At 63.9% G+C, this 26109-nt stretch carries 29 protein-coding genes; 19 read left to right on the top strand and 10 right to left on the bottom strand.

The annotated features are described in order from the left end of the window. Nucleotides 1–52 precede the first annotated feature (52 nt). Together LB523_RS19755 and LB523_RS19750 are read left to right on the top strand one after the other, a co-directional pair. On the top strand, nt 53–568 hold the full coding sequence (locus LB523_RS19755; protein WP_224606138.1) for a hypothetical protein: 516 nt from the start codon (nt 53–55) through the stop codon (nt 566–568). Between the two features lie 159 nt (nt 569–727). After that, entirely contained in the window at nt 728–1210 is a 483-nt protein-coding gene (locus tag LB523_RS19750) for a YegJ family protein (protein WP_224606135.1), read from the top strand. Between the two features lie 3 nt (nt 1211–1213). Here LB523_RS19750 and LB523_RS19745 read toward each other — a convergent pair whose 3' ends face one another. After that, nucleotides 1214–2263 (bottom strand): CapA family protein, encoded by a 1050-nt coding sequence (locus tag LB523_RS19745; RefSeq protein ID WP_224606132.1) that lies wholly within the window; start codon nt 2261–2263, stop codon nt 1214–1216. A 137-nt stretch (nt 2264–2400) separates the two neighbouring features. Between LB523_RS19745 and LB523_RS19740 the strand changes: the two genes are divergently transcribed. Further along, on the top strand, nt 2401–3651 hold the full coding sequence (locus tag LB523_RS19740) for a hypothetical protein (protein ID WP_411966483.1): 1251 nt from the start codon (nt 2401–2403) through the stop codon (nt 3649–3651). A gap of 226 nt (nt 3652–3877) precedes the next feature. Here LB523_RS19740 and LB523_RS19735 read toward each other — a convergent pair whose 3' ends face one another. Further along, a complete protein-coding gene (locus tag LB523_RS19735; RefSeq protein WP_224606127.1) occupies nt 3878–5095 on the bottom strand; it encodes a clavaminate synthase family protein in 1218 nt (405 codons plus the stop codon). Between the two features lie 104 nt (nt 5096–5199). On the opposite strand from LB523_RS19735, the gene LB523_RS19730 reads away from it, so the two are divergent. The 7 genes from LB523_RS19730 (at nt 5200) to LB523_RS19700 (ending at nt 13076) form a co-directional block, all read left to right on the top strand. Then, entirely contained in the window at nt 5200–6123 is a 924-nt protein-coding gene (locus LB523_RS19730) for a LysR substrate-binding domain-containing protein (protein WP_224606125.1), read from the top strand. Between the two features lie 99 nt (nt 6124–6222). Then, nucleotides 6223–9345 (top strand): excinuclease ABC subunit UvrB, encoded by a 3123-nt coding sequence (gene uvrB / locus LB523_RS19725; RefSeq protein WP_318011985.1) that lies wholly within the window; start codon nt 6223–6225, stop codon nt 9343–9345. 310 nt (nt 9346–9655) lie between these two features. After that, complete coding sequence (locus LB523_RS19720) at nt 9656–11182, top strand: ABC-F family ATP-binding cassette domain-containing protein (RefSeq protein ID WP_224606122.1); 1527 nt, start codon at nt 9656–9658, stop codon at nt 11180–11182. A gap of 120 nt (nt 11183–11302) precedes the next feature. Next, nucleotides 11303–11692 (top strand): nuclear transport factor 2 family protein, encoded by a 390-nt coding sequence (locus LB523_RS19715; RefSeq protein WP_224606120.1) that lies wholly within the window; start codon nt 11303–11305, stop codon nt 11690–11692. A gap of 94 nt (nt 11693–11786) precedes the next feature. After that, entirely contained in the window at nt 11787–11969 is a 183-nt protein-coding gene (locus LB523_RS19710) for a hypothetical protein (RefSeq protein WP_224606116.1), read from the top strand. A 157-nt stretch (nt 11970–12126) separates the two neighbouring features. Further along, on the top strand, nt 12127–12543 hold the full coding sequence (locus LB523_RS19705) for a VOC family protein (protein WP_095766546.1): 417 nt from the start codon (nt 12127–12129) through the stop codon (nt 12541–12543). A 179-nt stretch (nt 12544–12722) separates the two neighbouring features. Beyond that, nucleotides 12723–13076, top strand: coding sequence for a DUF1428 domain-containing protein (locus LB523_RS19700; protein ID WP_095766545.1), 354 nt, complete (start codon nt 12723–12725; stop codon nt 13074–13076). Nucleotides 13077–13310: 234 nt separating this feature from the next. Here LB523_RS19700 and LB523_RS19695 read toward each other — a convergent pair whose 3' ends face one another. Together LB523_RS19695 and LB523_RS19690 are read right to left on the bottom strand one after the other, a co-directional pair. Beyond that, the gene (locus LB523_RS19695; RefSeq protein ID WP_224606320.1) at nt 13311–14945 is read right to left on the bottom strand and encodes a tetratricopeptide repeat-containing sulfotransferase family protein; all 1635 of its coding nucleotides are present in this window, start codon (nt 14943–14945) and stop codon (nt 13311–13313) included. A gap of 190 nt (nt 14946–15135) precedes the next feature. Continuing rightward, nucleotides 15136–15528, bottom strand: a complete 393-nt coding sequence (locus tag LB523_RS19690) for a Kazal-type serine protease inhibitor domain-containing protein (protein ID WP_224606113.1) — start codon at nt 15526–15528, stop codon at nt 15136–15138. Between the two features lie 445 nt (nt 15529–15973). Here LB523_RS19690 and LB523_RS19685 point away from each other — a divergent pair, with 445 nt between their 5' ends. The 3 genes from LB523_RS19685 to LB523_RS19675 all read left to right on the top strand — a co-directional run bounded on the left by LB523_RS19685 (nt 15974) and on the right by LB523_RS19675 (nt 17318). Continuing rightward, on the top strand, nt 15974–16186 hold the full coding sequence (locus LB523_RS19685) for a cold-shock protein (RefSeq protein ID WP_006202520.1): 213 nt from the start codon (nt 15974–15976) through the stop codon (nt 16184–16186). Between the two features lie 238 nt (nt 16187–16424). Beyond that, the gene (locus LB523_RS19680; RefSeq protein ID WP_008877668.1) at nt 16425–16637 is read left to right on the top strand and encodes a cold-shock protein; all 213 of its coding nucleotides are present in this window, start codon (nt 16425–16427) and stop codon (nt 16635–16637) included. A 267-nt stretch (nt 16638–16904) separates the two neighbouring features. Beyond that, complete coding sequence (locus LB523_RS19675; protein ID WP_095766542.1) at nt 16905–17318, top strand: BA14K family protein; 414 nt, start codon at nt 16905–16907, stop codon at nt 17316–17318. A 214-nt stretch (nt 17319–17532) separates the two neighbouring features. Here LB523_RS19675 and LB523_RS19670 read toward each other — a convergent pair whose 3' ends face one another. The 3 genes from LB523_RS19670 to LB523_RS19660 all read right to left on the bottom strand — a co-directional run bounded on the left by LB523_RS19670 (nt 17533) and on the right by LB523_RS19660 (nt 19691). Further along, entirely contained in the window at nt 17533–18174 is a 642-nt protein-coding gene (locus LB523_RS19670; protein ID WP_140838645.1) for an MBL fold metallo-hydrolase, read from the bottom strand. Between the two features lie 168 nt (nt 18175–18342). Beyond that, complete coding sequence (locus LB523_RS19665; protein WP_095766540.1) at nt 18343–18651, bottom strand: hypothetical protein; 309 nt, start codon at nt 18649–18651, stop codon at nt 18343–18345. A gap of 146 nt (nt 18652–18797) precedes the next feature. Next, nucleotides 18798–19691 (bottom strand): branched-chain amino acid aminotransferase, encoded by an 894-nt coding sequence (locus tag LB523_RS19660; RefSeq protein WP_224531198.1) that lies wholly within the window; start codon nt 19689–19691, stop codon nt 18798–18800. Nucleotides 19692–19950: 259 nt separating this feature from the next. On the opposite strand from LB523_RS19660, the gene LB523_RS19655 reads away from it, so the two are divergent. From LB523_RS19655 to LB523_RS19640, 4 genes are all read left to right on the top strand, one after another. Continuing rightward, nucleotides 19951–20478, top strand: coding sequence for a MarR family winged helix-turn-helix transcriptional regulator (locus LB523_RS19655; protein ID WP_140647554.1), 528 nt, complete (start codon nt 19951–19953; stop codon nt 20476–20478). Then, nucleotides 20465–21184, top strand: a complete 720-nt coding sequence (locus LB523_RS19650) for a response regulator (protein ID WP_095766537.1) — start codon at nt 20465–20467, stop codon at nt 21182–21184. Before LB523_RS19655 ends, LB523_RS19650 begins: the two co-directional genes overlap by 14 nt. A 51-nt stretch (nt 21185–21235) precedes the next feature. Continuing rightward, nucleotides 21236–22651 carry an ATP-binding protein gene (locus tag LB523_RS19645; RefSeq protein WP_224531195.1) on the top strand — a complete coding sequence of 472 codons (1416 nt, stop codon included), beginning with the start codon at nt 21236–21238 and terminating at the stop codon, nt 22649–22651. A 243-nt stretch (nt 22652–22894) separates the two neighbouring features. Then, nucleotides 22895–23959, top strand: a complete 1065-nt coding sequence (locus tag LB523_RS19640) for a glycosyltransferase family 4 protein (RefSeq protein ID WP_224606317.1) — start codon at nt 22895–22897, stop codon at nt 23957–23959. Here LB523_RS19640 and LB523_RS19635 read toward each other — a convergent pair. The 3 genes from LB523_RS19635 to LB523_RS19625 form a co-directional block, all read right to left on the bottom strand. Continuing rightward, nucleotides 23951–24310 carry a tRNA-binding protein gene (locus LB523_RS19635; RefSeq protein ID WP_224606110.1) on the bottom strand — a complete coding sequence of 120 codons (360 nt, stop codon included), beginning with the start codon at nt 24308–24310 and terminating at the stop codon, nt 23951–23953. The genes LB523_RS19640 and LB523_RS19635 overlap by 9 nt on opposite strands. A gap of 18 nt (nt 24311–24328) precedes the next feature. Further along, complete coding sequence (locus LB523_RS19630) at nt 24329–24829, bottom strand: YbjN domain-containing protein (protein ID WP_040989643.1); 501 nt, start codon at nt 24827–24829, stop codon at nt 24329–24331. Nucleotides 24830–25142: 313 nt separating this feature from the next. Further along, the gene (locus LB523_RS19625) at nt 25143–25445 is read right to left on the bottom strand and encodes an accessory factor UbiK family protein (RefSeq protein ID WP_040990372.1); all 303 of its coding nucleotides are present in this window, start codon (nt 25443–25445) and stop codon (nt 25143–25145) included. A 135-nt stretch (nt 25446–25580) separates the two neighbouring features. Between LB523_RS19625 and LB523_RS19620 the strand changes: the two genes are divergently transcribed. Together LB523_RS19620 and LB523_RS19615 are read left to right on the top strand one after the other, a co-directional pair. Further along, complete coding sequence (locus LB523_RS19620) at nt 25581–25817, top strand: type II toxin-antitoxin system ParD family antitoxin (RefSeq protein WP_224606108.1); 237 nt, start codon at nt 25581–25583, stop codon at nt 25815–25817. 21 nt (nt 25818–25838) lie between these two features. Further along, entirely contained in the window at nt 25839–26096 is a 258-nt protein-coding gene (locus LB523_RS19615) for a type II toxin-antitoxin system RelE/ParE family toxin (protein ID WP_224606105.1), read from the top strand. Nucleotides 26097–26109: the final 13 nt, after the last annotated feature.

Raw genomic sequence — 26109 nt, 5'->3', positions numbered from 1 at the left:
GCCTTGTTCCCCGGCGATTGATCGGTTTGGGAACATTTAAAGGGACAAGACCGTGATCAAGACCGCCCTTGTCGCCATGACCATTGTCGGCTGCGACTGCGACGCCAAGCTCTGCGAATATATCGGCGAGACGCCGGCCAAGTGGGCGACGCTCGCCGACTGCGAAGCGGCGGTGAAGAGCCAGATGCTGCACCAGCGCAATTTCGACTATCCGCTGGTTTCGGGTATCTGCCGCGTCAAGGGCTCGGCCGCTTCCTCCGAGCTTGCCGAGAAAGCTTCCAGGCCGGATTTGAAGCCCAGGAACCGCGTCGTCGAAACCATCGCCCCGCTGCCGCCCGAGCTCCACCATCGCCCGAGCGCTCCGGTCGGCGGAACGGTGACCGCCAGCGAAACGGAATCGGCAAAGCCCGTGGCCTTCGATGGATCGGTCGATGGCGGCCGCGCCGTGCTCTACCGCACCAAGGCCGGCTATGCCGTGGTCAAGACCGACCTCAGCCGCGCTGCCGGCGCAACGGTGGACGCGGCGAAGCGCTCGGCGAACTGGCTGGCCGGATTGACCGGGCTGTAAGCCTGCCCACGGTTCAGGTCGGCCCGAGCAGAAGTGAAGCCATTCCCTTATCATTGCCCGATGACAAAGGCGTAGCTTCGCAACCGCAGATCGGATTGATCAAGCCGACACATTGCCCGAAGATAACGCACAGGATATTGGCCATCACCGGGGGGTGTCATGACAACTGCCGTTCGTATCGCGTTATCCCTGCTGCTGGCGCTCGCCCCCTTGCATGCCAGGGCGGAAGGCGACGACAAGGCCATGGTGATCGCATCCGACGACGCCGAGATGGCGGCGGCGGTCGAGAAGGCGCGATCCAGCCTGGATGAATTCCTGAACCTGTCCGACGCTCCGCCGCCGGGAACCGACAGGTTCAAGCTGAAGGTGATGGTCGTCGACGGCAATGCGACGGAGCATTTCTGGGTCATTCCCTTCAAGCGGACGGCCAACGGCTTCGTCGGGATATTGGCGAACGAGCCGGAAATCGTCCGCAACGTCGTCCTTGGCCAGAACATCGAATTCACCAGGGACGACATCTCCGACTGGGGCTACACCAGGAACGGCCGCCAGGTCGGCAGCTTCACCGTCTGCGTGATGCTCAAGAAGATGTCGAAGGAAGAGGCCAAGCACATGCGCGCCCAATACGGCTTCGATTGCTGAGGTCTATCGCCCACCTCCCGCCATGGGAAAAATCGCCACCAGTCGGGCCGCGACCCGCTGCTTGAGCACTCCATCCAGAACTTCGATCGGCAGCAGCCGCTCATGGTTGCCTGCCCGTAGCCGCACGAAGAAATGCATCAGGTAGGCAGCGATCCTACCCCGCGTGGCCGGATCGGCGCTAACATCGACGACGAATATCGAGCCGATGCGTGCCGGCCATGGCAGTCTGGCGAGCGCAGTGCCGAGGAAATCGCCAAGGCCGTAGGCGATCACGCTGTCGCCGATGCGCTCGATGGGCTGCACGACATGCGCGTGATGCCCGGCGATCAGCCGGACGCCGCGATCCGCCAGCCGGCTCGCCAGCACCCGCGTCGCAGGTCGTGGAAAATGCCGGAACTCCCAGTCCCAGTGCGGCACGGCGCAGATGAGATCGATGCCGGATGCAGCGTCGCTCGGCCATTCGGCGGCATGCATCGAGATGCGTTCTTCGAACGGCGCGGCATCCGTGTTGCGCCAGAGCGTGAAAGCCGCAAAGCCGATCGTCAGCGGTCCGGCCGCATGACGCTGGACGGGCCCGCCGGCAACCATGCCGATGGTCCGGATCCCGAGCCGGTTCAGCGCCGCGAGCGTTTCCTCGAAACCGGCGATGCCCTGATCGAGCACGTGGTTGTTGGCCAGGGACAGAACGAGCCTGTCGCGCGCGATGCCGGCGGCTGCGAGTGCATCGGCCAGGAAATGCTCGCTCATCGCATGATGCGTGCCGAGCCACGTGCCCATCACCGCGCGTGGGCGTTCGACGATCGGGCTTTCGCAATTGCCGATCACGAGGTCGGCGGACGAAAGCAGCGTCGTGATTGCCGGATCGCAATCCGGCGCATCGCAATTGGCGACGGCCGAAATGTCGCCGACGAAGGCCAGCCGCACCTTCCGTGCGGGTTGCGGATCGAGCAACATCGCCGCGGGCGCCGCGAAGCCGCTTCTGTCGCCGGCAAGCGATGGTCTCAGCAGGCGCGGCAGCCACGACAGTTTATAGGCAAGCGGATAGTTCGACACGGGCCCATCCAGTTTCGCCCTGTGTAGACTGTCTGACGGGCCGGTTGAAGCGGGTTGCTGGCGATCCCGCGGCGGCCATCTCGGACTGCCCGAAATCCGTGTATGCTCACGACGTGGAGCAGTGGAGGGCGATGACGATGCGTAGAACGATTCTTGCAGCAGCCTTGTTTGCATTCCTGCCGGCGTCCGTCGCCTGGGCCGAGATGCCGGACGAAGCCAAGTTCATGTTCGAGGCGAAGAGCGTGGCCGACCGGAACACGGCGCTGTCGACGTTGGAGGCGGCAGCGGCCAAGGACCCAGCCTCAGCCTATGCGGCCGGCGCCGGCGAATTCTTCACTGCGCTCGAGCTCCTCGCCGGCGGCCTGCATCGCCACGGTTTCGAGAGCCCGAGATCCTTCATGCTGCCGCTGATGCGGTTGCCGGTGCCCGACAATCCCCACCCGCAGCCGCTGACCTACGAAGAATTCCGCGCCATCCTGGTCGCCTTCCGTGACCGGCTGGAGAAATCCGCCGTCACGCTTGGCTCCCTGCCAAAGGATGCCGATATCGGCATGATTGTCGACCTCACCCATGTCGGCATCGACCTCAACGAAGATGGCAAGCTCGCGCCCGACGAAAGCATCACCGCCATCATGGCGTCGCTCTCACGCGGCAGCGTCGAACCGAGCGATGCCGCGCCTTCGCTCACCTTCCGCTTCGACCGCGCCGACGGTTTTTGGCTGCAAGGCTATGCCGAGTTCCTGATGGCGCAGGCCGATTTCTGGCTGGCGCATGATTTCCGCAATGCCTTTGACGGCTCGTTCCACATGCTGTTCCCGCGCGCGAAACTGCCATTGCAGGATGCGCTCGTGCCGCTGGACGGCGGCATGAGCGGCAACATGTTCGCCTCGGAATGGCGCTTCGCCGACTTCATCTCGCTGGTGCATCTCGTCAACTGGCCGGTGATCGAGCCGGAACGCCGGCGGGCTGCGCGCCGCCACCTGCTGGAGATGATCCGGCTGTCGCGCGAGGACTGGAAGTCGATCCTGGCCGAGACCGACAACGATCGCGAATGGCTGCCGGGACCGCAGCAGAAAGGCGTCAACCCGCTCACCGGCCTCGAGGTCGGCGAGGAACAGGTGCAGGCCTGGCTCGCCACGTTGACCGTGGCCGAGGATCTTCTCGAAGGCCGCGCGCTGCTTCCGCACTTCCGCATCACCGGCAAGGGCATCAGCATGAAGCGCTTCTTCGACGAGCCGAAACCTTTTGACCTGGTCCTTTCGATCACCGGTCCCGGCATCGCGCCCTATCTCGAAAGCGGCAAGATCCTCACCAGCGACGATTTCGACCAGATCCAGCGCCAGTTCAGCGGCGCCGGTTTTTTGACCTTTGCGCTGTGGTTCAATTGAGGCCCGCGGTCTTAGGTTCCTCGCCCCCATGAAATGGGGGAGAGGTGGCTCGGCGAAGCCGAGACGGAGAGGGGGGCGCCGGTCCGGGCGGCGAAAAGCGCTTTGAAGAGAAGGGCTTGCGCCTTACGAAACCCCCTCTCCGTCCGCTTCGCGGACACCTCTCCCCCGCCTCTGGCGGGGGCGAGGAACCGAACCTTCGAGGTCGACGCCGTCCCCCTGGCTATCGTCAGAAAATTGCGCCCTGATAAAGCACTGCTTTCGCCTCTTCCGGCGCGAAGCGGCGCGCCAGGGTGCGGAAGGCGCTGTGGACGCCGTCGCGGTCCAGGTTGCAGCTTCTGAGGTGGCGGACGGCCAGCGTCGGATCGAATTCGGTGCGCCCGTGCAAGACCCGCTGATTGTCGAAGACCAGCACCTCGCCGGGCTGCAGCTGATGCCGGAACTGGTTCGCCGGATCGCAGATCAGCCGCGTCAGCTCGGCAAGCGCCTCGATCAGCCCGTCGATCTCATCGACAGCGCCCGTCTGCGGCGCCAGGCAGCGATCGTTGAAGCGTATGCCGGTGACGGCGCCGCTCGCGTCGAGGCTGATGACATGCGCCTCGGCGCTGAAGAACACGTCGCCGGCATGCTCGCGATGGAATGTCACGCCATGTCGAGCGAGCAGGTCGAACAGCTCCGGACTATTTGTGCGCATCCGTTCGGCGACTTGAAAGCCGTCGACCATCAACGAGGTGCCGCCGCTGCCGGCGCCGGTCCTGATCGCATGGAAGAAGATGAAGCCCGGCGGCGAATAGCGGAACGGCTCGTCCGTGTGCGGAATTTGCGCGCGCGCCGTTTCCCCGGCCACCCGCGCGTCGGGCCGCGAGATGAGATCGAAAACCTTGCCGTAACTAGTCTCGCGCACGGGCCCGTAGCGGCCGGCGACGCGCAGCGTCGCCTCAGGCTCGGCCGGGACGCCGGTCAGCATGGCGATGCCATGGTCGCACAAGGCGCGCAGCGACTGGAAAAGCGCCGCTTCATCCTCCACCACGGCGTCGAAGGCGAAGCGCCCAAGCCGCGCGCCGAGATCGCCATTCCACAGTTCCGGCTGAAAGCGCGGCGCGCCGAAATCGCCGCCGCGGGCATGAGCCGCCAGAAAGCCCACCGCGAAGCGCGAGACGTGGCCGTCCTGCCAGACCACGTCCATCGTCCCGCTCGTCGAGATTTCGATCGAGGCCGCGCGGATGTCGGCCGGAACATCGGCAGGCGTCAGCCAACGCTTTCCGGAAGCGGTGTCCCCGCATATCCCGCATTCGCAGGCAAGCCGCAGCCAGCGCGTCGACAGCCGGCCGGCGCTGCCGTCATCGAATTCCACGGCGATGCGCGGTCCTTCGTTGCGCATCGCTCGCAAGGAGCGCGTCGCGAGTGCCTGGCCGGCGGGGACGGACTGAGTCTGCATATCGAGCATGGCGACGGCTTTCCTGGATTGAGTTGTCTTCAACAACGGTAGGGCGCTCGCGGCTTTTCCTGCAAACGAGTTTGTTTTCGCAAGTTTTGAGGTATTCTCAATCCATGATGCTTCTTCGCGACCTCCCGCTGTCGGCCCTGCGTGCGCTGGCCGCCGCCGCGCGCACCGGCAGTCTGACGCGGGCCGCCGACGAACTCGGCGTCACGCCGGGCGCCGTCGGCCATCAGTTGCGGCAGCTGGAGGATCGGCTTGGCGTCAAGCTGGTCAGGCGCGAGGGCAACGGCATCGCGCTCACGCGCATCGCCGAGGCGGCGCTGCCCGACATCGATCGCGGCTTCGACGCGCTGGCCTCCGGATTGCGGCGGCTGCGGTTCGAGCGCCGCGCCGATACCTTCACCATCGCCGCCGACCCGTCCTTCGCCTCGCTTTGGCTGGCGCCGCGCCTTGGCAATGTCCGCGCGGCTCTCGGCAGGCTGGACGTGCGCATCGTCGTATCGATCGCATTGGATTCGATGCTGGAGGAAGGCATCGACCTCGCCATCAGTTACCGCAACAGCACGGCAAGAGATCTCGCATCGGCCGATCTTTTCACCGAAAGGGTGGTTCCGGCCTGTGCCCCGGCGCTGATCCGCAACCGCACAGATCAAGACAGCGCCGAAGTGCTCGACCGCCTGCCCCTCCTCCACATCGACCAGACGATGGGCGACGACGTCTATCCCACATGGGCAAACTGGTTCGCCGCCGCCGGCCGCCAGCGTAAGAACATCGATCACGGACCGCGATTCCCCTTGACCGTGCTGGCCGCGCAGGCCGCGCTTTCCGGCATGGGCGCGCTGCTTGCCAGCGAACTGGTGCTTAGGGAGCATTTCCGCTCCGGCCAGCTCGTCGAGATTGCCCGCGAGGTTCCGGCATTGACCATCAAGCGCCGCCTGGTCTGGCCGGTTGACGGGCCGAAGGGCCGCCGCGCCGCCGCCGTCGCCGCGGCGCTTGCCGCAATCGCAGACGCTCCCAGCCCAATCGGATCATGACCCCTTTCCTGACAGCCTTCTGTCAGCAGCGTCCGCGCTCGGCCGGAGCCCTTTCACTCCGCTCTTTCCATTTCGGCCGAGTCCTCCCATATTCGGGCCATGGCCAGACATCCTGACAAGAAGACGCCTTCGCAAGACGGCGCGCCGAAGCGGCGCAGCCCGCTGACCGAATTCCTCGATGCCGCCGAGCCGCTGGAGCCCGGCGGCTTCGCGGAAGCGCCGCAGGCCGACTTTTCCGGAGCGCCGCTGACCGGCTCGATCTCCGATTGGGCCGGGCAGATCGAGCGTGAAGCTGAAAAGCAGCCGAAGGCAAAAGCGCCGAAGAAGATACCCGAGCGCTCGTCGGCGCCCGGCCGCACCGCGCGCGGCACCTCGATGGGCGGCGCTGCCTCGGCGAAGGAGCGCGCGGCCGCTGGCCTCAACCCTGTGGCCGGCCTCGACATCAGCCTGGAGGATGCCGAGTCGGTTTCGTCCGGCGGCGTCACCGCGACGGTCGCGGCGCTGTCGGCGCTGATCGAATCCGGCAATCCGCTGCACAAGGACGGCCAGCTGTGGACGCCGCACCGTCCGGCCCGCCCGGAAAAGTCTGAGGGCGGCATCGCCATCAAGATGGTCTCGGATTTCGAGCCCGCCGGAGATCAGCCGACAGCCATCAAGGACCTCGTCGAAGGCGTCGAGCGGAACGACCGCACCCAGGTGCTGCTCGGCGTTACCGGCTCGGGCAAGACCTTCACCATGGCCAAGGTGATCGAGGAGACACAGCGCCCTGCTTTGATCCTGGCGCCGAACAAGACGCTTGCCGCGCAGCTCTATGCCGAGTTCAAGAAATTCTTCCCCGAGAACGCGGTCGAGTATTTCGTCTCCTATTACGACTATTACCAGCCGGAAGCCTACGTCCCGCGCACGGACACCTATATCGAGAAGGAATCCTCGATCAACGAGCAGATCGACCGCATGCGCCACTCGGCGACCCGCTCGCTGCTCGAGCGCGACGATGTCATCATCGTCGCCTCCGTGTCCTGCATCTATGGTATCGGCTCGGTCGAGACCTACACGGCGATGACGTTCCAGATGCAGGTCGGCGACCGGCTCGACCAGCGCTCGCTTCTCGCCGACCTCGTCGCCCAGCAATACAAGCGCCAGGACATCAACTTCGTGCGCGGCTCGTTTCGCGTGCGCGGCGACACCATCGAGATCTTTCCCGCCCACCTGGAAGACCGCGCCTGGCGCATCTCGATGTTCGGCGACGAGATCGAACAGATCACCGAGTTCGATCCGCTCACGGGCCAGAAGACCGGCGAGCTGAAGAGCGTCAAGATCTACGCCAACTCGCACTACGTGACGCCGCGCCCGACCTTGAACCAAGCTATCAAGTCGATCAAGGAGGAGCTCAAGCATCGCCTGCAAGAGCTTGAAAAGGCTGGCCGTCTGCTGGAAGCGCAGCGGCTGGAACAGCGCACGCGCTTCGATCTGGAGATGCTGGAGGCGACCGGCTCCTGCGCCGGCATCGAGAACTATTCGCGTTACCTCACCGGACGCCAGCCCGGCGATCCGCCGCCGACCTTGTTCGAATATGTGCCCGACAACGCGCTGATCTTCATCGACGAAAGCCACGTCACCGTGCCGCAGATCGGTGGCATGTATCGCGGCGACTTTCGCCGCAAGGCGACGCTGGCCGAGTATGGTTTCCGCCTGCCGTCCTGCATGGACAACCGGCCGCTTCGTTTCGAGGAATGGGACGCTATGCGCCCGCTGTCGGTGGCGGTCTCGGCGACGCCGGGCGGTTGGGAAATGGAGCAGTCCGGCGGCGTCTTCGCCGAGCAGGTCATCCGTCCGACCGGCCTGATCGATCCGCCGGTCGAGGTGCGTCCGGCCAAGAGTCAGGTCGACGACGTTGTCGGCGAGATCCGCGACACGACCCGGGCCGGCTACCGCACGCTGGTCACCGTACTGACCAAGCGCATGGCCGAGGACCTCACTGAATATTTGCACGAGAACGGCATTCGCGTCCGCTACATGCATTCCGACATCGACACGCTGGAGCGCATCGAGATCCTGCGCGATTTGCGCCTCGGCGCCTTCGACGTGCTGGTCGGCATCAACCTGTTGCGCGAAGGCCTCGACATTCCCGAATGCGGCTTCGTCGCCATTCTCGATGCCGACAAGGAAGGTTTCCTGCGTTCGGAAACCTCGCTGATCCAGACCATCGGCCGCGCTGCCCGCAACGTCGACGGCAAGGTCATCCTCTACGCCGACCAGATCACCGGCTCGATGGAACGGGCGATGGCCGAGACCAACCGCCGCCGCGAGAAGCAGATGGAGTGGAACGCCGCCAACGGCATCACGCCGGAATCGGTCAAGTCGCGCATCGCCGACATCCTCGACTCGGTCTACGAGAAGGACCATGTCCGCGCCGACATCTCGCAGTTCACCGACGACGCCGGGGCGATGATCGGCAACAATCTGAAGACGCATCTCGAGGCGCTGGACAAGCAGATGCGCGACGCCGCCGCCAACCTCGACTTCGAGAAGGCGGCGCGCGTCCGCGACGAGATCAAGCGGCTGCGCGAGATGGAACTTGCCATCTCCGACGACCCGCTGGCGCGCGAGGTGGAAAGCCAAAGTCCCGCATCAGGCCGCGAGAAGGGCAAGCACAACAAGGGCGTGGCCAAGCATCGTACGGTCGAGGAACAGGAGCGCTTCCGCAAGCTCGATGAGGCACGCGCCGCCGAGGAGGCGGCAAAGGCTACCCGGCCCAACCTCTTCCGCAAGCCACATCTGGACGAGATGGGCGCTGACGGCGCCGTGCCGGTGAAGAAGCCGCTCTTCGCCAAGCCGTCGATCGACGACATGGGGCCGGGCATCGACATGACGACCCCGGCCGGCGCGGTGTCGCGTTCGCTGTTCAAGAAGCAGAGTGCGCAGGAAGCGCACGGTTCCGATTTCGGCATTCCGGGCGAGCCGACAAAGCCCCTGTTCAGGAAGAACTCGCTCGACGAGATGACCGTGCGCCGCACGGAGAAACCGGTCGAGGGCAAGAAGCCGGCGAAGCCGCAGCCAACGCCTCCTCCGGCGGGGGAGATGTCCGGCAGGACGGGCGCGAAGGAACGCGACGATAAGCCGATCGTCCGCCAGCGAGCCGGCATCGGCTCCTACGAGGACCCTGGCGACGAGCGGCGTCAAAAACGCCGGCCGGGCAAGACCGGACGGCCGGGGCAGTAGCATCTTTTCCTTCTCCCCTTGTGGGAGAAGGGAAGTGCGGACCACTTGCCTCCGCCCCTCCCCTGGTGTACCCAGTTCCCAACTCGAACATCTGGAAAGGAGGGCTGCGTGAACTACTGCCACCACCGTCAGCGCGGCCCTGTCTGTGCCCTGCGAGCTTGCTTGCAGGGCTGACCAGGACGGTCCGGGTTTTCCCGCTTCGATTTTTGGTCTGCCCTTTCGTGGTGCCGCTGAACTTGGCCTGATGGCCTAGGGGCGCACCGTCAAAGTGCATTGAGCCGGATTTTCCGGACAGACCAGAGAAATCGACATGGCCCTGATCAGCCTCAAATCTCTCGGCGTCACCATGAGTGCGCCGCTCTTCTCCAACCTCGACCTCATCATCGGCGCCGGCGACCGGCTCGGCATCGTCGCGGCCAATGGCCGTGGCAAATCGACACTTCTCAAATGCCTGGCCGGCGAAGTCGAAGCCACGACCGGCGACATCACCCGGTCGCGCGGCCTGCGCGTCGGCCATGTCGAGCAATCCGTTCCCGACGCGCTGCTCGGTCGCAGCTTCCATGACGTCGTCGCCGATGCCTTGCCGCCCGAACAGCGCGACAGCGAGTTCTGGCGCGTCGACGTCGTGCTGGATTCGCTCGAGGTGCCGGAAGACATGCGCGGCCGGCCGATGCGCGCGCTGAGCGGCGGCTGGCAGCGTCTGGCGCTGATCGCCCGCGTCTGGGTCACCGATCCCGACGTGCTTCTGCTCGACGAGCCGACCAATCATCTCGACCTCGCCAGGATCCGCCAGCTGGAAACATGGCTCAATGCGCTGCCACGCGATGTGCCGGTCATCATCGCCAGCCACGACTGCGCCTTCCTCGACGCGACCACCAACCGTACCCTGTTCCTGCGCCCGGAAGAATCGCCGGTGTTCGCCGTGCCCTATTCGCGCGCCAGGCAGGCGCTCGACGAGCTCGACGCCTCGACGGCGCGCAAGTTCGAGCGCGACATGAAGATCGCCCAGCAGCTGCGCAGACAGGCCGCCAAGTTGAACAATATCGGCATCAATTCCGGCAGCGACCTTTTGACGATTAAGACCAGGCAGCTCAAGGAACGGGCCGAGAAGCTGGAGGATGCCGCCATACAAGCGCATCGCGAGCGCTCGGCCGGCGCGATCAAGCTGGCGAACCGAGGCACCCACGCCAAGGTGCTGATCACGCTGGAGGACGCGGCGGTCGAAACCCCTGACGGCACGCTGCTGTTCAGGACCGGCAAGCGCCACATCTGCCAAGGCGATCGCATCGTGCTGCTTGGCCGCAACGGCGTCGGCAAGACGCGCTTCATCGCAATGATCCGCGGCGCCATCACCGAGCCGGGATCGGTCGCGAACATCAAGGTGACGCCGTCGACCGTGCTCGGTTACAGCGATCAGGCGCTGTCGGACATCGATGGCGACGACACGCCGCTGGCGATGGTCTCGCGCCGCTTCGAGGTCGGCGAGCACCGCGCCCGCTCGCTGCTCGCCGGCGCCGGCGTCGCGATCGAGATGCAGGAGAAGAAGGTCGGCGCTCTGTCCGGCGGACAGAGATCGAGGCTGATGATGCTGGTGCTCAGGCTCATCCATCCCAATTTCTATCTGCTCGACGAGCCGACCAACCATCTCGACATCGACGGCCAGGAAGCATTGGAGGACGAATTGTTGAAGCATCAGGCGAGCTGCCTGCTTGCCTCGCATGATCGCTCCTTCATCCGCGCCGTCGGCAACCGCTTCTGGCTGATCGACAGGCAGCGGCTGACCGAGGTCGACGACCCGGAGGCGTTCTTCCGCTCGGTCGCCGAGATGCCGAGTTGAGACGATACTCTGTCGGGCCGGCACCGCCGGCCCAGCAGGCGTTGCTGCCGGCTCGGCGATACTTTTCCACCTGCTAAAAAAAGCGCATGCTGAACTGCTTAGCCATGGAGGGAATGGGCCATGCGTGCAGTGGAAATCGTCAGCAATCTCTATCAGGCCTACGCGGACCGCGACATCGAAGGCGCCTTGTCTCGGTGCTCCGAGGATGTCGTGTTCCGCTGGATTGCCGATCCCCGGCAATCGCGGCATGCCGGCACCGCGCACGGCAAGCAGGAATTCCTCGCCAGGCTCCTGGCGCTCAACGACGACTTCGAGTACCGGCACTTCGTTCCGGTCGAGATCATCGACGGCGGCGACAAGGTCGCCGCGCAGGTCGAGATCCACATGACGCGCCGCGCCACCGGCGAGGAGTTCATCATGCGCACCGCCAATTTCTGGACGGTCCGCGACGGCGAGATCATCGAGATGGTGGAATATTACGACACCGCGCTGGCCGCGTCGGTGTTCTGAAAAAAAATCGAGGGCGACCTGTCGGATCGCCGATTGCCGCCTCGTCCTTGGAATGCCGACACGATGATGCCGGCATCAACCAGGGAGAGACATCATGTCGGTACTGTCATCCATCGGCCGCCTTGCCAACGGCTATGCCCAGGCGCGCGCGCGTCATCGCAGCGAGCGCATCCTGCTGTCGCTGCCGGCCGAGCTGCGCAAGGACATCGGCTTTCCGGAGATTTTCGAAACGCGCGAAAGCCGCCGCGCCGCCACCTTCTCGGCGAAGGTCATATAAGTCGCAACTTCGACGCGATTGTTTGCAGCCGGCGCTTGTCGCCGGAGCTGTCTGGGCCAGCTACTCTAAAAAAAATTGGCGGGCCATGTAGGATCGCCGCCGCTTCATCCGTCCTGGGGTCGCAAAACCGCATCAACCCGTGAAGAGGAACACGAGAATGAACGACCAGACCCCGCCCCGCGCCAAGGTCCTTGGCGGATTGACCCCCTACCTGCAGGTCGACGGCGCCATCAAGGCCGCCGAGTTCTACAAGAAGGCTTTCGGCGCGGAGGAAGTGTTCGCCTATCCGCCTGACGACAAGGGCCGCACAATGCACATCCATCTCTACGTCAACGGCTCGACGCTGATGCTGGGCGATGCCTATCCCGAACACGGTCATCCGCACCAGGCGGCGCAAGGCTATACGCTGCAGCTGCATCTCGGCAGCGACGACATCGATGCCTGGTGGCAGCGCGCGGTGGATGCCGGCTGCGAGGTCGTCACGCCGCTGCAGGTGATGTTCTGGGGCGACCGCTGGGGCCAGGTGAAAGACCCCTTCGGCGTCGCTTGGGCGATGAACGCGCCGGTGAAGTGAGCCCGCCCACCTCTCCCCCTCTTGTGGGAGAGGTCGGATTGCCCCGAATTGCCCTTCGCAAATCGGCTCCGGGTGAGGGGTAAGCGACGCCGAGCTGGCGCACCCCTCATCCGTCTCGGCGCTGCGCGCCGATCCACCTTCTCCCACGGGGGAAGAGACGCCACAAAGAGGAGTTCAGCATGTCCTATGTCGATGGTTTCGTGCTTGCCGTGCCGAAGGCAAATCTCGATGCGTACAAGAAGATGGCCGAGAACGCCGGCGCCGTCTGGATGGAGCACGGCGCGCTCGCCTATGTCGAATGCGTCGGCGACGATGTCCCCTATGGCGAGCTGACCTCGTTCCCGCGCGCCGTGCAGGCGAAGGACGACGAGGTCGTCATCTTCTCCTGGGTCGTCTACGAGTCCAGGCAGAGCCGCGACGCGGTCATGGCCAAGGTGATGGCCGATGAGCGTCTCAAGATGGACTGGTCCGCCATGCCGTTCGATGGCAAGCGCATGATCTTCGGCGGCTTCCAGCCATTCATCCAGCTTTGAGGAACTCGGCCCTTGCTTCGTCATCCTATGGCGAAGCAAGGAGCGAAGCGACGTAGCGCAGACCATAGGATCCATTCCGTGACCTATGAGTGTTGCAGCGGTGCGGAACAATCTCCGTTCTGTGCTGCCTTTACTCTTCGCGTGAGGTCACGGAATGGATCCTCGGGTCTTCGCGACGCCGCTTCGCGGCTGCTCCGCCCGTGGATGACGAAGCTGAGAGGCTTCGCCAATCCGCTACGCTAGCTTGTCGAGCAGCGGCTTCAGCCGCTCCCCATACCTCTTCCACAGATCGACCGAGCCCTGATACATCGGCTGGCGCACCTGCGCGGCGGAAGCGGTGCGCACCGGCCGGTCCGTCTCGTGGAAGGACAGCACCTTGTCGTCCCAGGGCAGGCCGAGATACGCCATCAGCGCCCGCGACTGCCCTTCCTGGTCGGCGACGAAATCCTCATAGCGCACATCATGCACGACGCCTGGCAGCACCTTGTGCCAATGCGCCATGATGTCTGTGTAGAGGTTATGGAAATCGGCGAGCTCGCCGAGGTCGTAGCCGTAGCGGTGGCTGTCGCCGCGGAAATGCACCTTGAAGATCGACAGGCACGTGGCCGCCGCATCGCGCGCGCAATGGACGATCTTGGCCTTCGGCAGCATCATGTGCAGGAAGCCGACCAGCAGGAAGTTGCCCGGCATCTTGTCGGTGACATGGCGGTAGCCCGGATAGCGGCTATGCAGCATGTCGAGATAGGCCTGGCCCGCCTCGGCGAACGCCTTGTCGGGCATGTCGGCGATACCGGCGGGGAAGCCGCCCGGCATGCTCATCGGAAACTGCTTGCCGACGGCCGTCTTCAGGATGTTCAACTCGCCCGCGCCAAAGACCGTCGGGTGGCTGGCGATGATCTGCTCGACCAGCGTGGTGCCGGAGCGCGGCATGCCGACGACGAAAATCGGCGTGTCGTCGGAAATGCCGCTTGGCCTGCGCTTCTCGAAGAAGGCTGTGTCGAAGGCCGCCTTCATCGCCTCGAATTCGCCGCGCGTGCGCGCGGGATCGTAGTCGATCGCCTTGCGGCGGATGGCATTGCCCTCGGCGAAATAGTCGAAGGCGCGACCGTAATCCTTGAGGTCGTCATTGACCTTGCCCAGGCCGAAGGAGAGCTGCATGCGCGCGAGGCTGCCTTGCGGCGCCTTGGCGTGCTCGGCCTCCATGCCGGAAAGCTCCTTGTCGCGCTCGGTCTGGCGCTTGACCTGCGAGAGCAGCAGCCAGGCTTTCGACATGTTCGGGGCGATCGCCAACGCCTGGCGGGCGAAATCGGCCGCCTCGCCGAGCTTGCCCTTCTCCATCATCGCGACGCCAAGCCCGTAGAGCAACTCGGCGTCCTTCGGCCGGATCGACAGCGCCTCGCTAAACAGCTTGATCGCCTCATCCAGCCGCCCGGCCTCCTGCATCGTCTCGGCAAGGCCGATGCGCGCGCGGACGTGGAACGGGTTGCGGCCGATGGTGCCTCGATAGATCTCCTCAGCCGCGTCGAGCTGTCCGAGCTGCTTCAGCGACGAGCCGAGATTGTCGCGCGCGGCCAGTTGGTCCGGCCGGATATCCACCGCGCCGCGGAAGAAATCGATCGCGGCGGCGACGCGCCCGAGATCGCGCATGACCGTGCCCATATTGTTGAGGAAGTCGGCATTCTGGGGCTGCAGCGTCACGGACTGCTCGATGAGATCGAGCCCTTCCTCGCTCCTGCCGGTCTGGTGCAGCAGCAGCCCGAGGAAATGCAGCGCGGCGGCATGGTTCGGCTGCTGCCCCAGGACCTGCCGGTAGAGGCCCTCGGCCTCCTGGCGCCGGCCGGCCTGGTGCAGTTGCAGCGCCTTTTGCACATAAGGATCGAGCGGGTTCACCGAGCCACCTGGCCTGCCACCGGCGTTTGCCGCTCTTCTGCGATCTTTGTTAATGGGAAACCTGCCGTATTTGTTGGTCCGCCGGACCTAAGCCATGCGGGCAAGAGATTCAAGACAAACGTCAGCGCGCCTCGCGGTGTCTATCTTGCGAATGGACACCGCGGTCCTCTCAGCACGGCCCGTCGCCGACGATGCGATAGTCCGCCGCGCGCGCCTCGCAGGCGTTCGGGAAGGTGCGCATCTGCCCATGGCGCCTGGCGCAGACCGGCGCGTATTCGCGCGTGCAGAAGGCTTGTTCGCCACCACCGCCACCGCCGTCGCGGCAAGGACCGTCCCGCACGATGCGGTAGCCTTCCCTTTCAGCCAGGCAGGCATTGGCAAAGGTCTGCCGGTCGCCGCCGCGCCGGGCGCAGACCGGTTGGTACTGCATGGTGCAGAGCTGCGGATGCGGCCGGGACGGCAGCGGGCGCGGCCCATCGTCGACGACGACGGTGCAGGCTGCCAGCAGCGCCGACAGCGTGAAAACGACAACGCCCTGCCATAACACCGCAAGAAGCCGCATATACCCCTCCTCCATCCCGACGCGTGATGCCGGCTCGCGGTATCCTCGCATCCTGCGCGTTAAACGCAACCATCGTTTGTGGAGCCACGGAACGGTCGTCGCCGCCTTGGCCCATGCTTGGCCCGCCTCTGGCCGATGACCGGTGATAGGGCCGGGTCTATCGAGGCCCAGCGTTGGACGCGCCGCTGGCCGCCCGCGAGCGTCGTCTTGCAACCATCACGTTTCCGTGTAATAAAAATCATGTTCGGGCATTTGCGACCCGGAGAGCGGAACGTTTTGGACGACCTTTCCCCGATAAGTGTGAATCTCTGACAACCCCGTTTTTCGGCGGGGGGTTTGACCATGCGCGAATGCATGACCGCCGAAGCAACCACCGGGATTTGCCCAAAGGCGCGAGGCAGCGGGCAAACCACCAAGACTGACACGGGTGAAGGAGTTCTCCCCAATGGCCCAGACCGGTACTGTAAAGTTCTTCAATGCCACCAAAGGCTTCGGCTTTATCACGCCGGATGGTGGCGCCAAGGACGTGTTCGTCCACATTTCCGCGATCGAGGCCTCTGGCCTGCGCACGCTGGTCGACGGCCAGAAGGTCACCTTCGACGTCGAGCCGGACCGCATGGGCAAGGGCCCGAAGGCGGTCAACCTGCGCGCTGCCTGATCCGCCGAAACAGCCTATCGTTGCGGATGCAATGGTGCGGCAGGATCATGAGCCGGCTTCAGGACAGGCCTGAATTTGCGAAGGCGCGACCGAAAAGGTTGCGCCTTTTTTGCGCGCAAATGCTTGGATCGGCAGGCGAAAACTTTCTCTTGCCGATAGCGCTAAAATAAAGGACAAATTTCCTCTCGGGCAGTTTGCCGGCCCGAGACTTGACTTGATGGGATCAAAGGAGTTTCCCATGCCGCAGACCGGCACCGTCAAATTCTTCAACCATGCCAAGGGCTTCGGCTTCATCACGCCCGATGATGGCGCGAAGGATGTCTTCGTCCACATCTCGGCTGTGCAGGCGTCGGGCCTTCCCGGTCTTGAGGATGGGCAGAAAGTGACATTCGACACCGAGCCGGACAAGCGCGGCAAGGGTCCGAAGGCCGTCAATCTGTCGGTCGGCTAAGCCGGCTCGCGACGGATCCGACGGAAGCTTTTCAGGCGGGACCGCTCCCGCCCCGGAACGGATTGTGCCTAGGTCCGGAAAGGTCGCCGGCTTCGAAAATCGCCAAGCCTCGCAAACCGCCGAGGCTCGAAAAATCCCCAGGCCTCGAAAAATCGTTTACGCCGATTTCCGTTCAGCCTCCGTTCAGCCACGGTCTTCTATTAACCTTTGCTAAAGCCGGTCCGTATCCCCCGAAAAACGCGCGGGCCGGCGCTAAGGAGACCGAAAATGAACCGTTTTCTCAGGACCGCCATCCTCAGTGTTGGCATTGCCGCGACCACCTTGGCCACCTTCTCGGCGGCCAATGCGGACGACTGGCGCTGGCACCATCATCGTCATCATGGCGGTGACGCCCTCGCCGCCGGCGTTGTCGGCCTCGCGGCCGGCGCTCTGATCGGCAGCGCGCTCAGCAACCCCGGGCCGCGCTATTACGAACCGGCCTATGGTGACGATTATTATGTCTACCGGCCGGTGCGCCGCTACTATGTTCAGCAGCCGCGCGTCGTCTATGCCGACCGCTACGCCGAGCCGTGGACCCGCGGCTGGTACGAGTATTGCTCGGACCGCTACCGCAGCTTCAATTCGCGGACCGGCACCTTCACCGGCAGTGACGGCGCCCAGCATTTCTGCGTCGCCAATTAAGAAAACCCAGGTTCCCTGCCCTAAAAAGCGCCGCCCTTGGGCGGCGCTTTTTTTTGAATAACCCGCCAACGATGGCTATGCCGAGATTCAGGTCAGGCCGAGCCGAGAGCGATGGGTTCCGAGAACCGGAGCGGAGCGTACTTACAGTACGTGAGCACCGGAAGCGCAGGAAACTGACGCTCGCAGGCCGGCATCACCTGAATATCGGCATAGCCTAGGTCAGAAACGGATTGGTCCGCCGCTCGTCGCCAAGGCGGCTGCCCGGGCCATGGCCGCAGATGAAACCTATGTCGTCGCCTAGCGGCAGAAGCTTGTCCTTGATCGAGGCGATCAGCGCGGCATGGTCGCCGCCGGGAAGGTCGGTGCGCCCGATCGAGCCGCGGAACAGCACGTCGCCGACATGCGCGAATTTGGCCGCCCGGTTGTAGTAGACGACATGGCCCGGCGCATGTCCCGGGCAATGCAGCACTTCGAACACATGGTTGCCGAACGACACCGTTTCGCCTTCGGTGAGAAAGCGGTCCGGCACGCAATTGCGCACCGGATCGGTGAGGCCGAAACGTTTGGCCTGGTTCTCGAGATTGGCAAGCAGCGGCTTGTCGGCCTCATGTGGGCCGATAATGTCGATGCCCAGCGCGTCCTTCAGGTCCATGGCGCCGCCGGCATGGTCGATATGACCATGCGTGATCCAGATTGCGCCGGCGGTGATGGCATTGTCCTTCAGCGCCGACAATATCTGGTCGACATCGCCGCCGGGATCGACCACGACGCCCGACCTGTCGTCCATGTCGAAGAGAATGGTGCAGTTCTGCTGGAAGGGCGTGACCGGCACGATACCGGCATTGAGCTGACCCATGGCATTCCTTTCCCTTCCTTCGAAGTGTCGCCCTGATGTAGACAGCCCGGCGAGCCTCGTCCACCATTGTCCGAACTTCGGGAGGAACTGCGCGGCCGAGGTCGCCGGCTTGGTCAAAAAAGGAATGGGCGGCCGAGGCCGCCCATGGCAAAGTCCGAAAGACCGGACCTATTTCTTCATCGCATTCATGACCGCGCCGACGATGCCCGTCAGGATCGCGCCACCGCCAACGCCGCCGAGGAGGTTCTTCAGGTCGAGCGCGCTGCCGATGCCGCCCGCCGCCGCTGCCGCGTCAACGCCGCCGCCGCCGAGCAGGCTGCCGAGAATGGCCGCGCCGCCGACGCCGCCGATCGCGCCGCTGAGGATTTTGGTAAGTTGGCCCATCGCCGCCTGCTTGAACGCCGCGCCAACCGCCTGGCCACCGATAACGCCGGCAATTACCTGTACAACGATCTGAATAATCGTGTTGCTGTCCATGTAACTAGTCCCTCCATAGCCGCCAGCCTCCTCGGGCCGACGCCATCATGAGACGCCGAATTGTTCGAAAGTCAAATGCGCGCGCGCTTAAATAAAAGGGGCGGCTCGAAAACCGCCCCTATTGCACAAAAAAGCTGTGACTATCTCTATTCTGCAGCGATTGCATGCTTTGGCTGCACCGCGGCGGAATAGTCATTCATCAATGTCTTGGCGATCTCGCCGACCTCGAATCGGTATGGACCGATCTCGGAAACCGGCGTGACCTCGGCGGCGGTGCCGGTGAGGAAGCACTGCTCGAAACCTTCGAGCTCCTCCGGCATGATGGCGCGCTCGATCACCTCGAAACCGCGGTCCTTCGCCAGGCCGATCACCGTGCGGCGGGTTATGCCGTCCAGGAAGCAGTCGGGCGTCGGCGTATGGATCTTGCCGTCCGTGACGAAGAAGATGTTGGCGCCCGTCGCTTCCGCCACCTGGCCGCGCCAATCGAGCATCATGGCGTCGGCGTAGCCCTTGGCCTCGGCGGCGTGCTTGGACAGCGTGCAGATCATGTACAGGCCGGCGGCCTTCGACTTGGACGGCGCGGTGCGCGGATCGGGCCGGCGCCATTCGGCGACATCGAGCCGAATGCCCTTGAGCTTCTGCGCGGGATCGAAATAGCTCGGCCACTGCCAGATGGCGATGGCGCAGTTGATGCGGTTGTTCTGCGCCGAAACGCCCATCTGCTCGCTGCCGCGCCAGGCGATCGGACGCACATAGGCGTCCTGGAAACCCTGCTTCTTCAACAGCGTGCGGCAGGCCTCGTCGATCTCGGCGACCGGATAGGGAATCTTGAAGCCGAGCAGGCGCGCCGATTCATGCAGGCGCTCATTGTGCTCGGTCAGCTTGAAGATCTGGCCGCCATAGGCGCGCTCGCCCTCGAAGACGGCACTGGCATAGTGCAGGCCATGGGTCAGCACATGGATCTTGGCGTCGGCCCATTTGACGAACTCGCCGTTCATCCAGATGAAGCCTTCCAATTGATCGAAGGGAACGGATGCCATGGAAACCTCCCGCGGGCAGGCGCCCGCAAATCGTTGTGTTTATGACCTTTCGAACCGGCCCCGCACAGGATCCGAAACGCTGGCCAATGCTTGAAAGCGTAGGCGGATATTCAATCCGTGGCAAACTCAGGAAGTTCCGGAAAAACGGCTTCCTCTTGCCTTTTTGTTCGCAATCCGCCGAAAAGCTTGTCAAAAATTATCATTGCCCGGAAATTACGTCAATAGTACTGACGTAATTCCCGCCTCGCATGGAGAAACGATGACGAGCCCCGCAGCCGGAAAACCGATCAGGACGGCCATCGCCGATGAGGACGGCATCGACTTCGCCATCATCGAGCTGTTTTTCTTCGCCTATCGCGATTTCACCTCCGACCCGGACCAGATCCTCGCCGATTACGGCTTCGGCCGCGCCCATCATCGCGTGCTGCATTTCGTCAACCGCAGGCCCGGCCTCACCGTCGCCGAACTGCTCGATGTGCTGAAGATCACCAAGCAGAGCCTGGCGCGGGTTTTGAAGCAGTTGATCGACACCGATCACATCGTCCAGGTGCAGGGTCCGCGCGACCGCCGGCAGCGCGAGCTTTACCCGACCGCCAAGGGTCGCGCCCTGGCCCTGGCGCTGGCGCGGCCACAGTCGCGCCGCATCCGTGCGGCATTGGAGGATTCCGGAACCACCGAACGCGCCACGATCGAGCGTTTCCTGGAAGCGATGGTCAATCCGGAACTAAGAGCGCAGATCGACATTGTGCCTGCGCAAACATCGGGGAAGAACCATGGAGACCATTGAGAAGGTCGATCATCCGTCAGCGCCCGACGATGACGCGCCGCATCTTCTGGTCGTCGACGACGACACGCGTATCCGCAACCTGCTCAAGCAGTATCTGTCCGAGAACGGTTTTCGCGTCACCGTGGCCGGCAATTCCGGCGAGGCCAGGCGCAAGCTCGCCGGCCTCGACTTCGACCTTCTGGTGCTCGATGTGATGATGCCGGGCGAGACCGGCGTCGACCTCACCAAGGCGCTGCGGGCCGAGAAGAACGTGCCGATCCTGATGCTGACGGCGCTGTCCGAGACCGACAGCCGCATCACCGGCCTGGAAGCCGGCGCCGATGATTACCTGCCGAAACCGTTCGACCCGCGCGAGCTGATCCTGCGCATCAACAACATTCTGCGCCGTGGCGGCCCGGCGGCGACGCCGAAGGTGGAGCAACTGGTGTTCGGGCCCTACACATTCCAGATCGCCAAGCGTGAATTGAAGCGCGGCGGCGAGGCGCTTAAGCTGACCGACCGCGAGCAGGAGATCCTCGCGATCTTCGCCGCGCGGGCGGGCGAGACCATACCGCGCCATGAGCTGGTGGGTGATGAATCGGATGTCGGCGAGCGCACCATCGACGTGCAGATCAACCGGCTGCGTCGCAAGATAGAGCGCGATCCATCCAATCCGGTGTGGCTGCAGACGGTGCGCGGTATTGGGTATCGGCTCAGCGTCGAATAGGTTACCGTCGAAGGCCCTTTGCTGAACGGCCATCGACGAGCGGAAGGGCGAATGGCGACCACGCAACTGGACAAGCCGAAAGGAAGCGGTCCCGGCGATCTCGCATTGCGGACGCTGAGGGCGATGCCGCGTGCCTGGAACCGGTTCTGGCGCCTGGTCGCGCTCTACATGCCGAAACGGCTTTACGCCCGCTCGCTGATCATCGTGATCGCGCCGATGATCCTGCTGCAGTCGGTGGTCGCCTTCGTGTTCATGGAGCGCCACTGGCAGACGGTCACCCAGCGCCTGTCGCAGGCGACCATCTCGGACATAGCGGCCGTCATCGACATGATGGAGACCTATCCGCACGACGCCGACTACGCCAACATCATCCGCATCGCCCAGGACCGCATGCAGTTGAAGGTGGATCTGCTGCCGCCGGACCCGTTGCCGCCCCCCGGTCCCAAACCGTTCTTCTCGATCCTCGACGAGGCCTTGTCGTCGGAGATCACGAAGCAGATCAACCGTCCGTTCTGGATCGACACCGTCGGCAACTCCAACGTCGTCGAGGTTCGCGTCCAGCTTGAAGGCAAGGTGCTGCGCGTTTTCGTGAGGCGCAGCCAGGCTTATGCCTCGAACACCCATATCTTCCTGATCTGGATGGTCGGGACCTCGCTGGTGCTGTTGATGATCGCCATCCCGTTCCTGCGCAATCAGATCAGGCCGATCCTGACGCTCGCCGAGGCCGCCGAGAGTTTCGGCAAGGGTCGACCGATGCCGCGCGATTTCCGCCCGCGCGGCGCCGAGGAAGTCCGTCGCGCCGGCTTCGCCTTCATCCAGATGCGAGAGCGCATCGAGCGCCAGATCGAGCAGCGCACCGCGATGCTGACCGGCGTCAGCCACGACCTCAGGACCATTCTCACCCGCTTCAAGCTGCAGCTGGCGCTGGCCGGCGGCAAGTCCGAGACCAAGGCCGCGCTGAACCAGGACATCGACGACATGCAGTCGATGCTGGAAGGCTATCTCTCTTTTGCCCGCGGCGAGTCCGCGGAGGATACAGGCCGCTTCGACCTTGAGACCTATTTCCAGAAGCTCGGCGAGGAAGCGCAATTGCGCGGCTGCAAGCTCGCGACGACGCTGGTCGGCGATCCGACCGTGCATGTGCGGCCGAACGCCTTTGCCCGTTTGCTGTCGAACGTCATCGGCAATGCTTTCCGCTATGCCAAGACCGTCGAGGTCCACGCCAATCATGGCCGCGGCTCGCTCACCGTCACCATCGACGACGACGGACCGGGCATCGCGCCCGACAAGCGAGAAGAGGTGTTCAAGCCTTTCCTGCGGCTCGACGAGGCGCGCAATCTCGATGCCAGCGGCACCGGCCTTGGCCTGTCGATCGCCCGCGACATCGCCCGCAGTCATGGCGGCGACGTCAGCCTCGAGGACAGCCCGCTCGGCGGCCTGCGCGCCGTGATCAAGGTGCCTGCGTAAGTCCAGCCGAGACAAGCTTCATCCGCCCGTCATGAAATCATGGTCAAGAGCGCGCATGAAGCGCGCGACCTCTGTTGATTCGGCCCTGCCGCATCGCTTCGATCCGGCCCCTGCCCGGGTGCGCTGGAGCGAGGCGCGAGCGGCTGCCTGGTTGCCGTTCCGGCACCGCGCCGGCGCGCTCAGGAATTATTGCGGCAAAGGATCGCCATGCGTATCGGGATCGCCATGCGTATCGGGATCGCCATGCGTATCCTGATGGTCACCGACGCGTGGCGGCCCCAGGTCAACGGCGTGGTGCACACGCTGGAACGCCTCACCGAGGCGCTGAAACCCTTCGACGTCGAGCTCGATTTCCTGACGCCGAACCTGTTTCGCACCTTGCCGATGCCGACCTATCCAGACATCCGCTTGGCGTTGACCACGCCTGGCCGCGTCGCGCGCATGATCGAGGCCGCCAAGGCCGACCACATCCACATTGTCACCGAGGGTCCGCTCGGCATCATGGCGCACCGCCATTGCCGAAAAGTGGGCCGCCCCTTCACCACCAGCTATCACACGCGCTTTCCCGAATATCTTAGCGCCCGCCTGCCGGTGCCGGAGAGCTGGGCTTACAATTGGCTGCGCGACTTCCACAATTCCGGACAGGGCACGCTCATCGCGACGCAATCGCTGGCGGACGATCTCGCGGCACGCGGCTTCAACAAGCTGAGGCCCTGGACGCGCGGCGTCGACACCGACCATTTCCGGCCCAACAAGCGCAAGGAAACCGGATTCCCCCGCCCGGTATTCTTGTGCGTCGGCCGGGTCGCAATCGAAAAGAACCTGACCGCCTTCCTCGATCTCGACCTGCCCGGCAGCAAGGTCATCGTCGGCGAAGGACCGGAACTGGCAAAGCTCAAGGCGCGCTATCCCAACGCGCATTTCCTCGGCCACCGCCCGAACGACGAGCTGGCCGAGATCTACGCGTCGGCCGATGTCTTCGTCTTTCCGAGCCGCACCGACACCTTCGGCAACGTCATCATCGAGGCGCTGGCCAGCGGAACGCCCGTCGCCGCCTATCCGGTGACCGGACCGATCGACATTGTCGGCGATGGCGTCGGCGGGGCCGTGTCGAACGACCTGGGCGAGGCGGCGATGAAGGCGCTTCACGTCGATCGCGCCGAAGCGCGCCAGCGCGCGATGCGCTACAGCTGGCAGGCCTGCGCCGAAATGTTCCTCGACGCCGTCGACGAAGCGCTGGGCATGCCAAGCAAGCGCGCCGATCAGGACAGAGCGGCTCCAGTTCGCCCCAGGCTCGCCCTAGAATAGGCGCCCGCCGTCCGGCACCTTGCGTTCGATGGCGCCGAGCACGACCGCACCCTCTTCATCGGGAAAACCCAGCGTCAGCACTTCCGACATGAACGGGCCGATCTGGCGCGGCGGGAAATTGACCACAGCGAAGACCTGGCGGCCGATCAGCGTTTCCGGCGCGTAGTATTTGGTGATCTGCGCCGACGACTTTTTAATTCCGATGGCCGGGCCGAAATCGATCTTCAGCTTGATCGCCGGCTTGCGCGCCTCCGGAAACGGCTCGGCCTCGACGATCGTGCCGGCACGGATGTCGACACGGTCGAAATCGGCAAAGCTGATCTCGGGCTTGCGCTCGCTGCTGGAACTCATCGGCGATTTCGGCTTGGCTCAGGCGTTTCCATGGGTCTCAAAGAGCACGCTGGACAGCGCGTCCTTGGCCGATGTACCCGACCAGACGACGAACTGGAAGGCCTGGAAATAGCATTCGCAGGCCTCCAGCGCCGACGACAGCAGCACCTCGACCTGCTGGCTCGACGGCTCGACCCCGCCGGCAAGCAGCAGCGACTGCCTGAACATGATCGCGCCTTCCTGCTCCCACAGATCGAAATGCCCGAACAGCATCTGCTCGTTGATCAGCGACAACAGCCGCATCACTTCCAGCGCGCGCGTTTCCGGCACCTTGATGTCGAAGGCGCAGGCCAGATGCAGCGCCTCGAAATCCTCCATCCAGGAAAAGGAGACATGATAGTCGGTCCAGCTGCCGGCCACCGAAATCGAAATCTCGTCGTCGCCGGCGCGCTCGAAGGACCAGTCGTTGTTGTGGGCCACCTGCTCGATGACGTCCACCGGGTGGATTTCGCGGGAGAATTCGAGTTCGAGGAGTTCCATGAATGCTTCCTGTGTTCAGGGGAGCGCCACACGCTCCGCGGGGCACACACGACGAACAATCTTGTCTAGAACTCGGACGGTCAGGACTTTCCAACACAAAGACCCAACCGGACCCCACCGCCCGGCGCATGACCCTGCTTCGAATCATGCAACAAATTCAGTCTATTGATCGGGAGTCGCGTGAACAGCCCAATTTTTCGCACTGCGTCATCCGCATGTGGAAAGGTGGCTGTGACAAAGATTCATGCAATGCCGGTAAGCGATTCACGGCAAAGCGATTTTTCGGATCGCGCTATGTGGAAAAGTTTAACGATTATTTTTTTGCGCGGGGCTTTGCAGCACCCGCTGGTGCGGCTTGTCCGGTCAGTTCGGCGAGCCTGGCCTCGAGCGCCTCGACACGCGTCGCCAGCTGGATGTTGTCTTCCCGCGCCTTGACCGCCATCTCGCGCACCGCCTCGAACTCTTCGCGCTGCACCACATCCATGGAATTCAGCATGCGCTCGGCCTGGGCCCGGAACGCCGTCTCCACTTCGCGCCGCACGCCCTGCGCGGCACCCGCGGCATCGGTCATGATCTTTGCGAATTCATCGAGAATGCGGTTCGGTCCAGTCGCCATGGCAGATCCTCGCTTCGTCGTTTTGACGTAGTGGGGCGCGGCGCGGAATGCAAGCGTGCCTGATGACGAGCGGTTCATGTTGGCGCAGCGCTCAATAACTATTATTACGTCGACAAGAGCCCCTAGGAGCATGTCATGGCAATCAGTGCAGATCTCGGTGACCGCCTGGAAGACGTCGTGAACCGGCTCGTCAAAACCGGTCGCTACAATTCGAAAAGCGAGGTGTTGCGCGAGGGTGTCCGCCTCGTTGAAGAAAGGGAGAAACGACTCGCCACGCTCGATGCAGCCCTCGCGCGAGGCGTCGCTGACGCAGACGCAGGACGCGTGAAACCTGGCGTGGACGTGTTCGATCGCCTGGAGAGCAAATATTAAGGCGATGGCCGAGAAGCGTAGGTGAAACTGCTGGTATTTGCCGACCAGGCCGAGGGTGACCTTGAGGCTATCGGCGATCACATCGCCAGCGACAATCCATTCCGGGCGATGACCTTCGTTCGCGAATTGCGCAATGCCTGCATTGAGCTATGCACAATGCAGGAACGTTGTCAGTTGGCCCCACGCCATCAGTCCTCCGGTATCGTGACGGTCGGCTGCGACTTTGACCTTGCCTTGACCGCGCCAAAACCCTGCCGCATGGTCCGCGCCCAATCGTGACCGTCACCGGGGA

The sequence above is a fragment of the Mesorhizobium sp. ESP-6-4 genome, assembly GCF_020164735.1.
Classification (GTDB): domain Bacteria; phylum Pseudomonadota; class Alphaproteobacteria; order Rhizobiales; family Rhizobiaceae; genus Mesorhizobium.
This window is presented reverse-complemented; position numbering and strand designations above follow the sequence as displayed.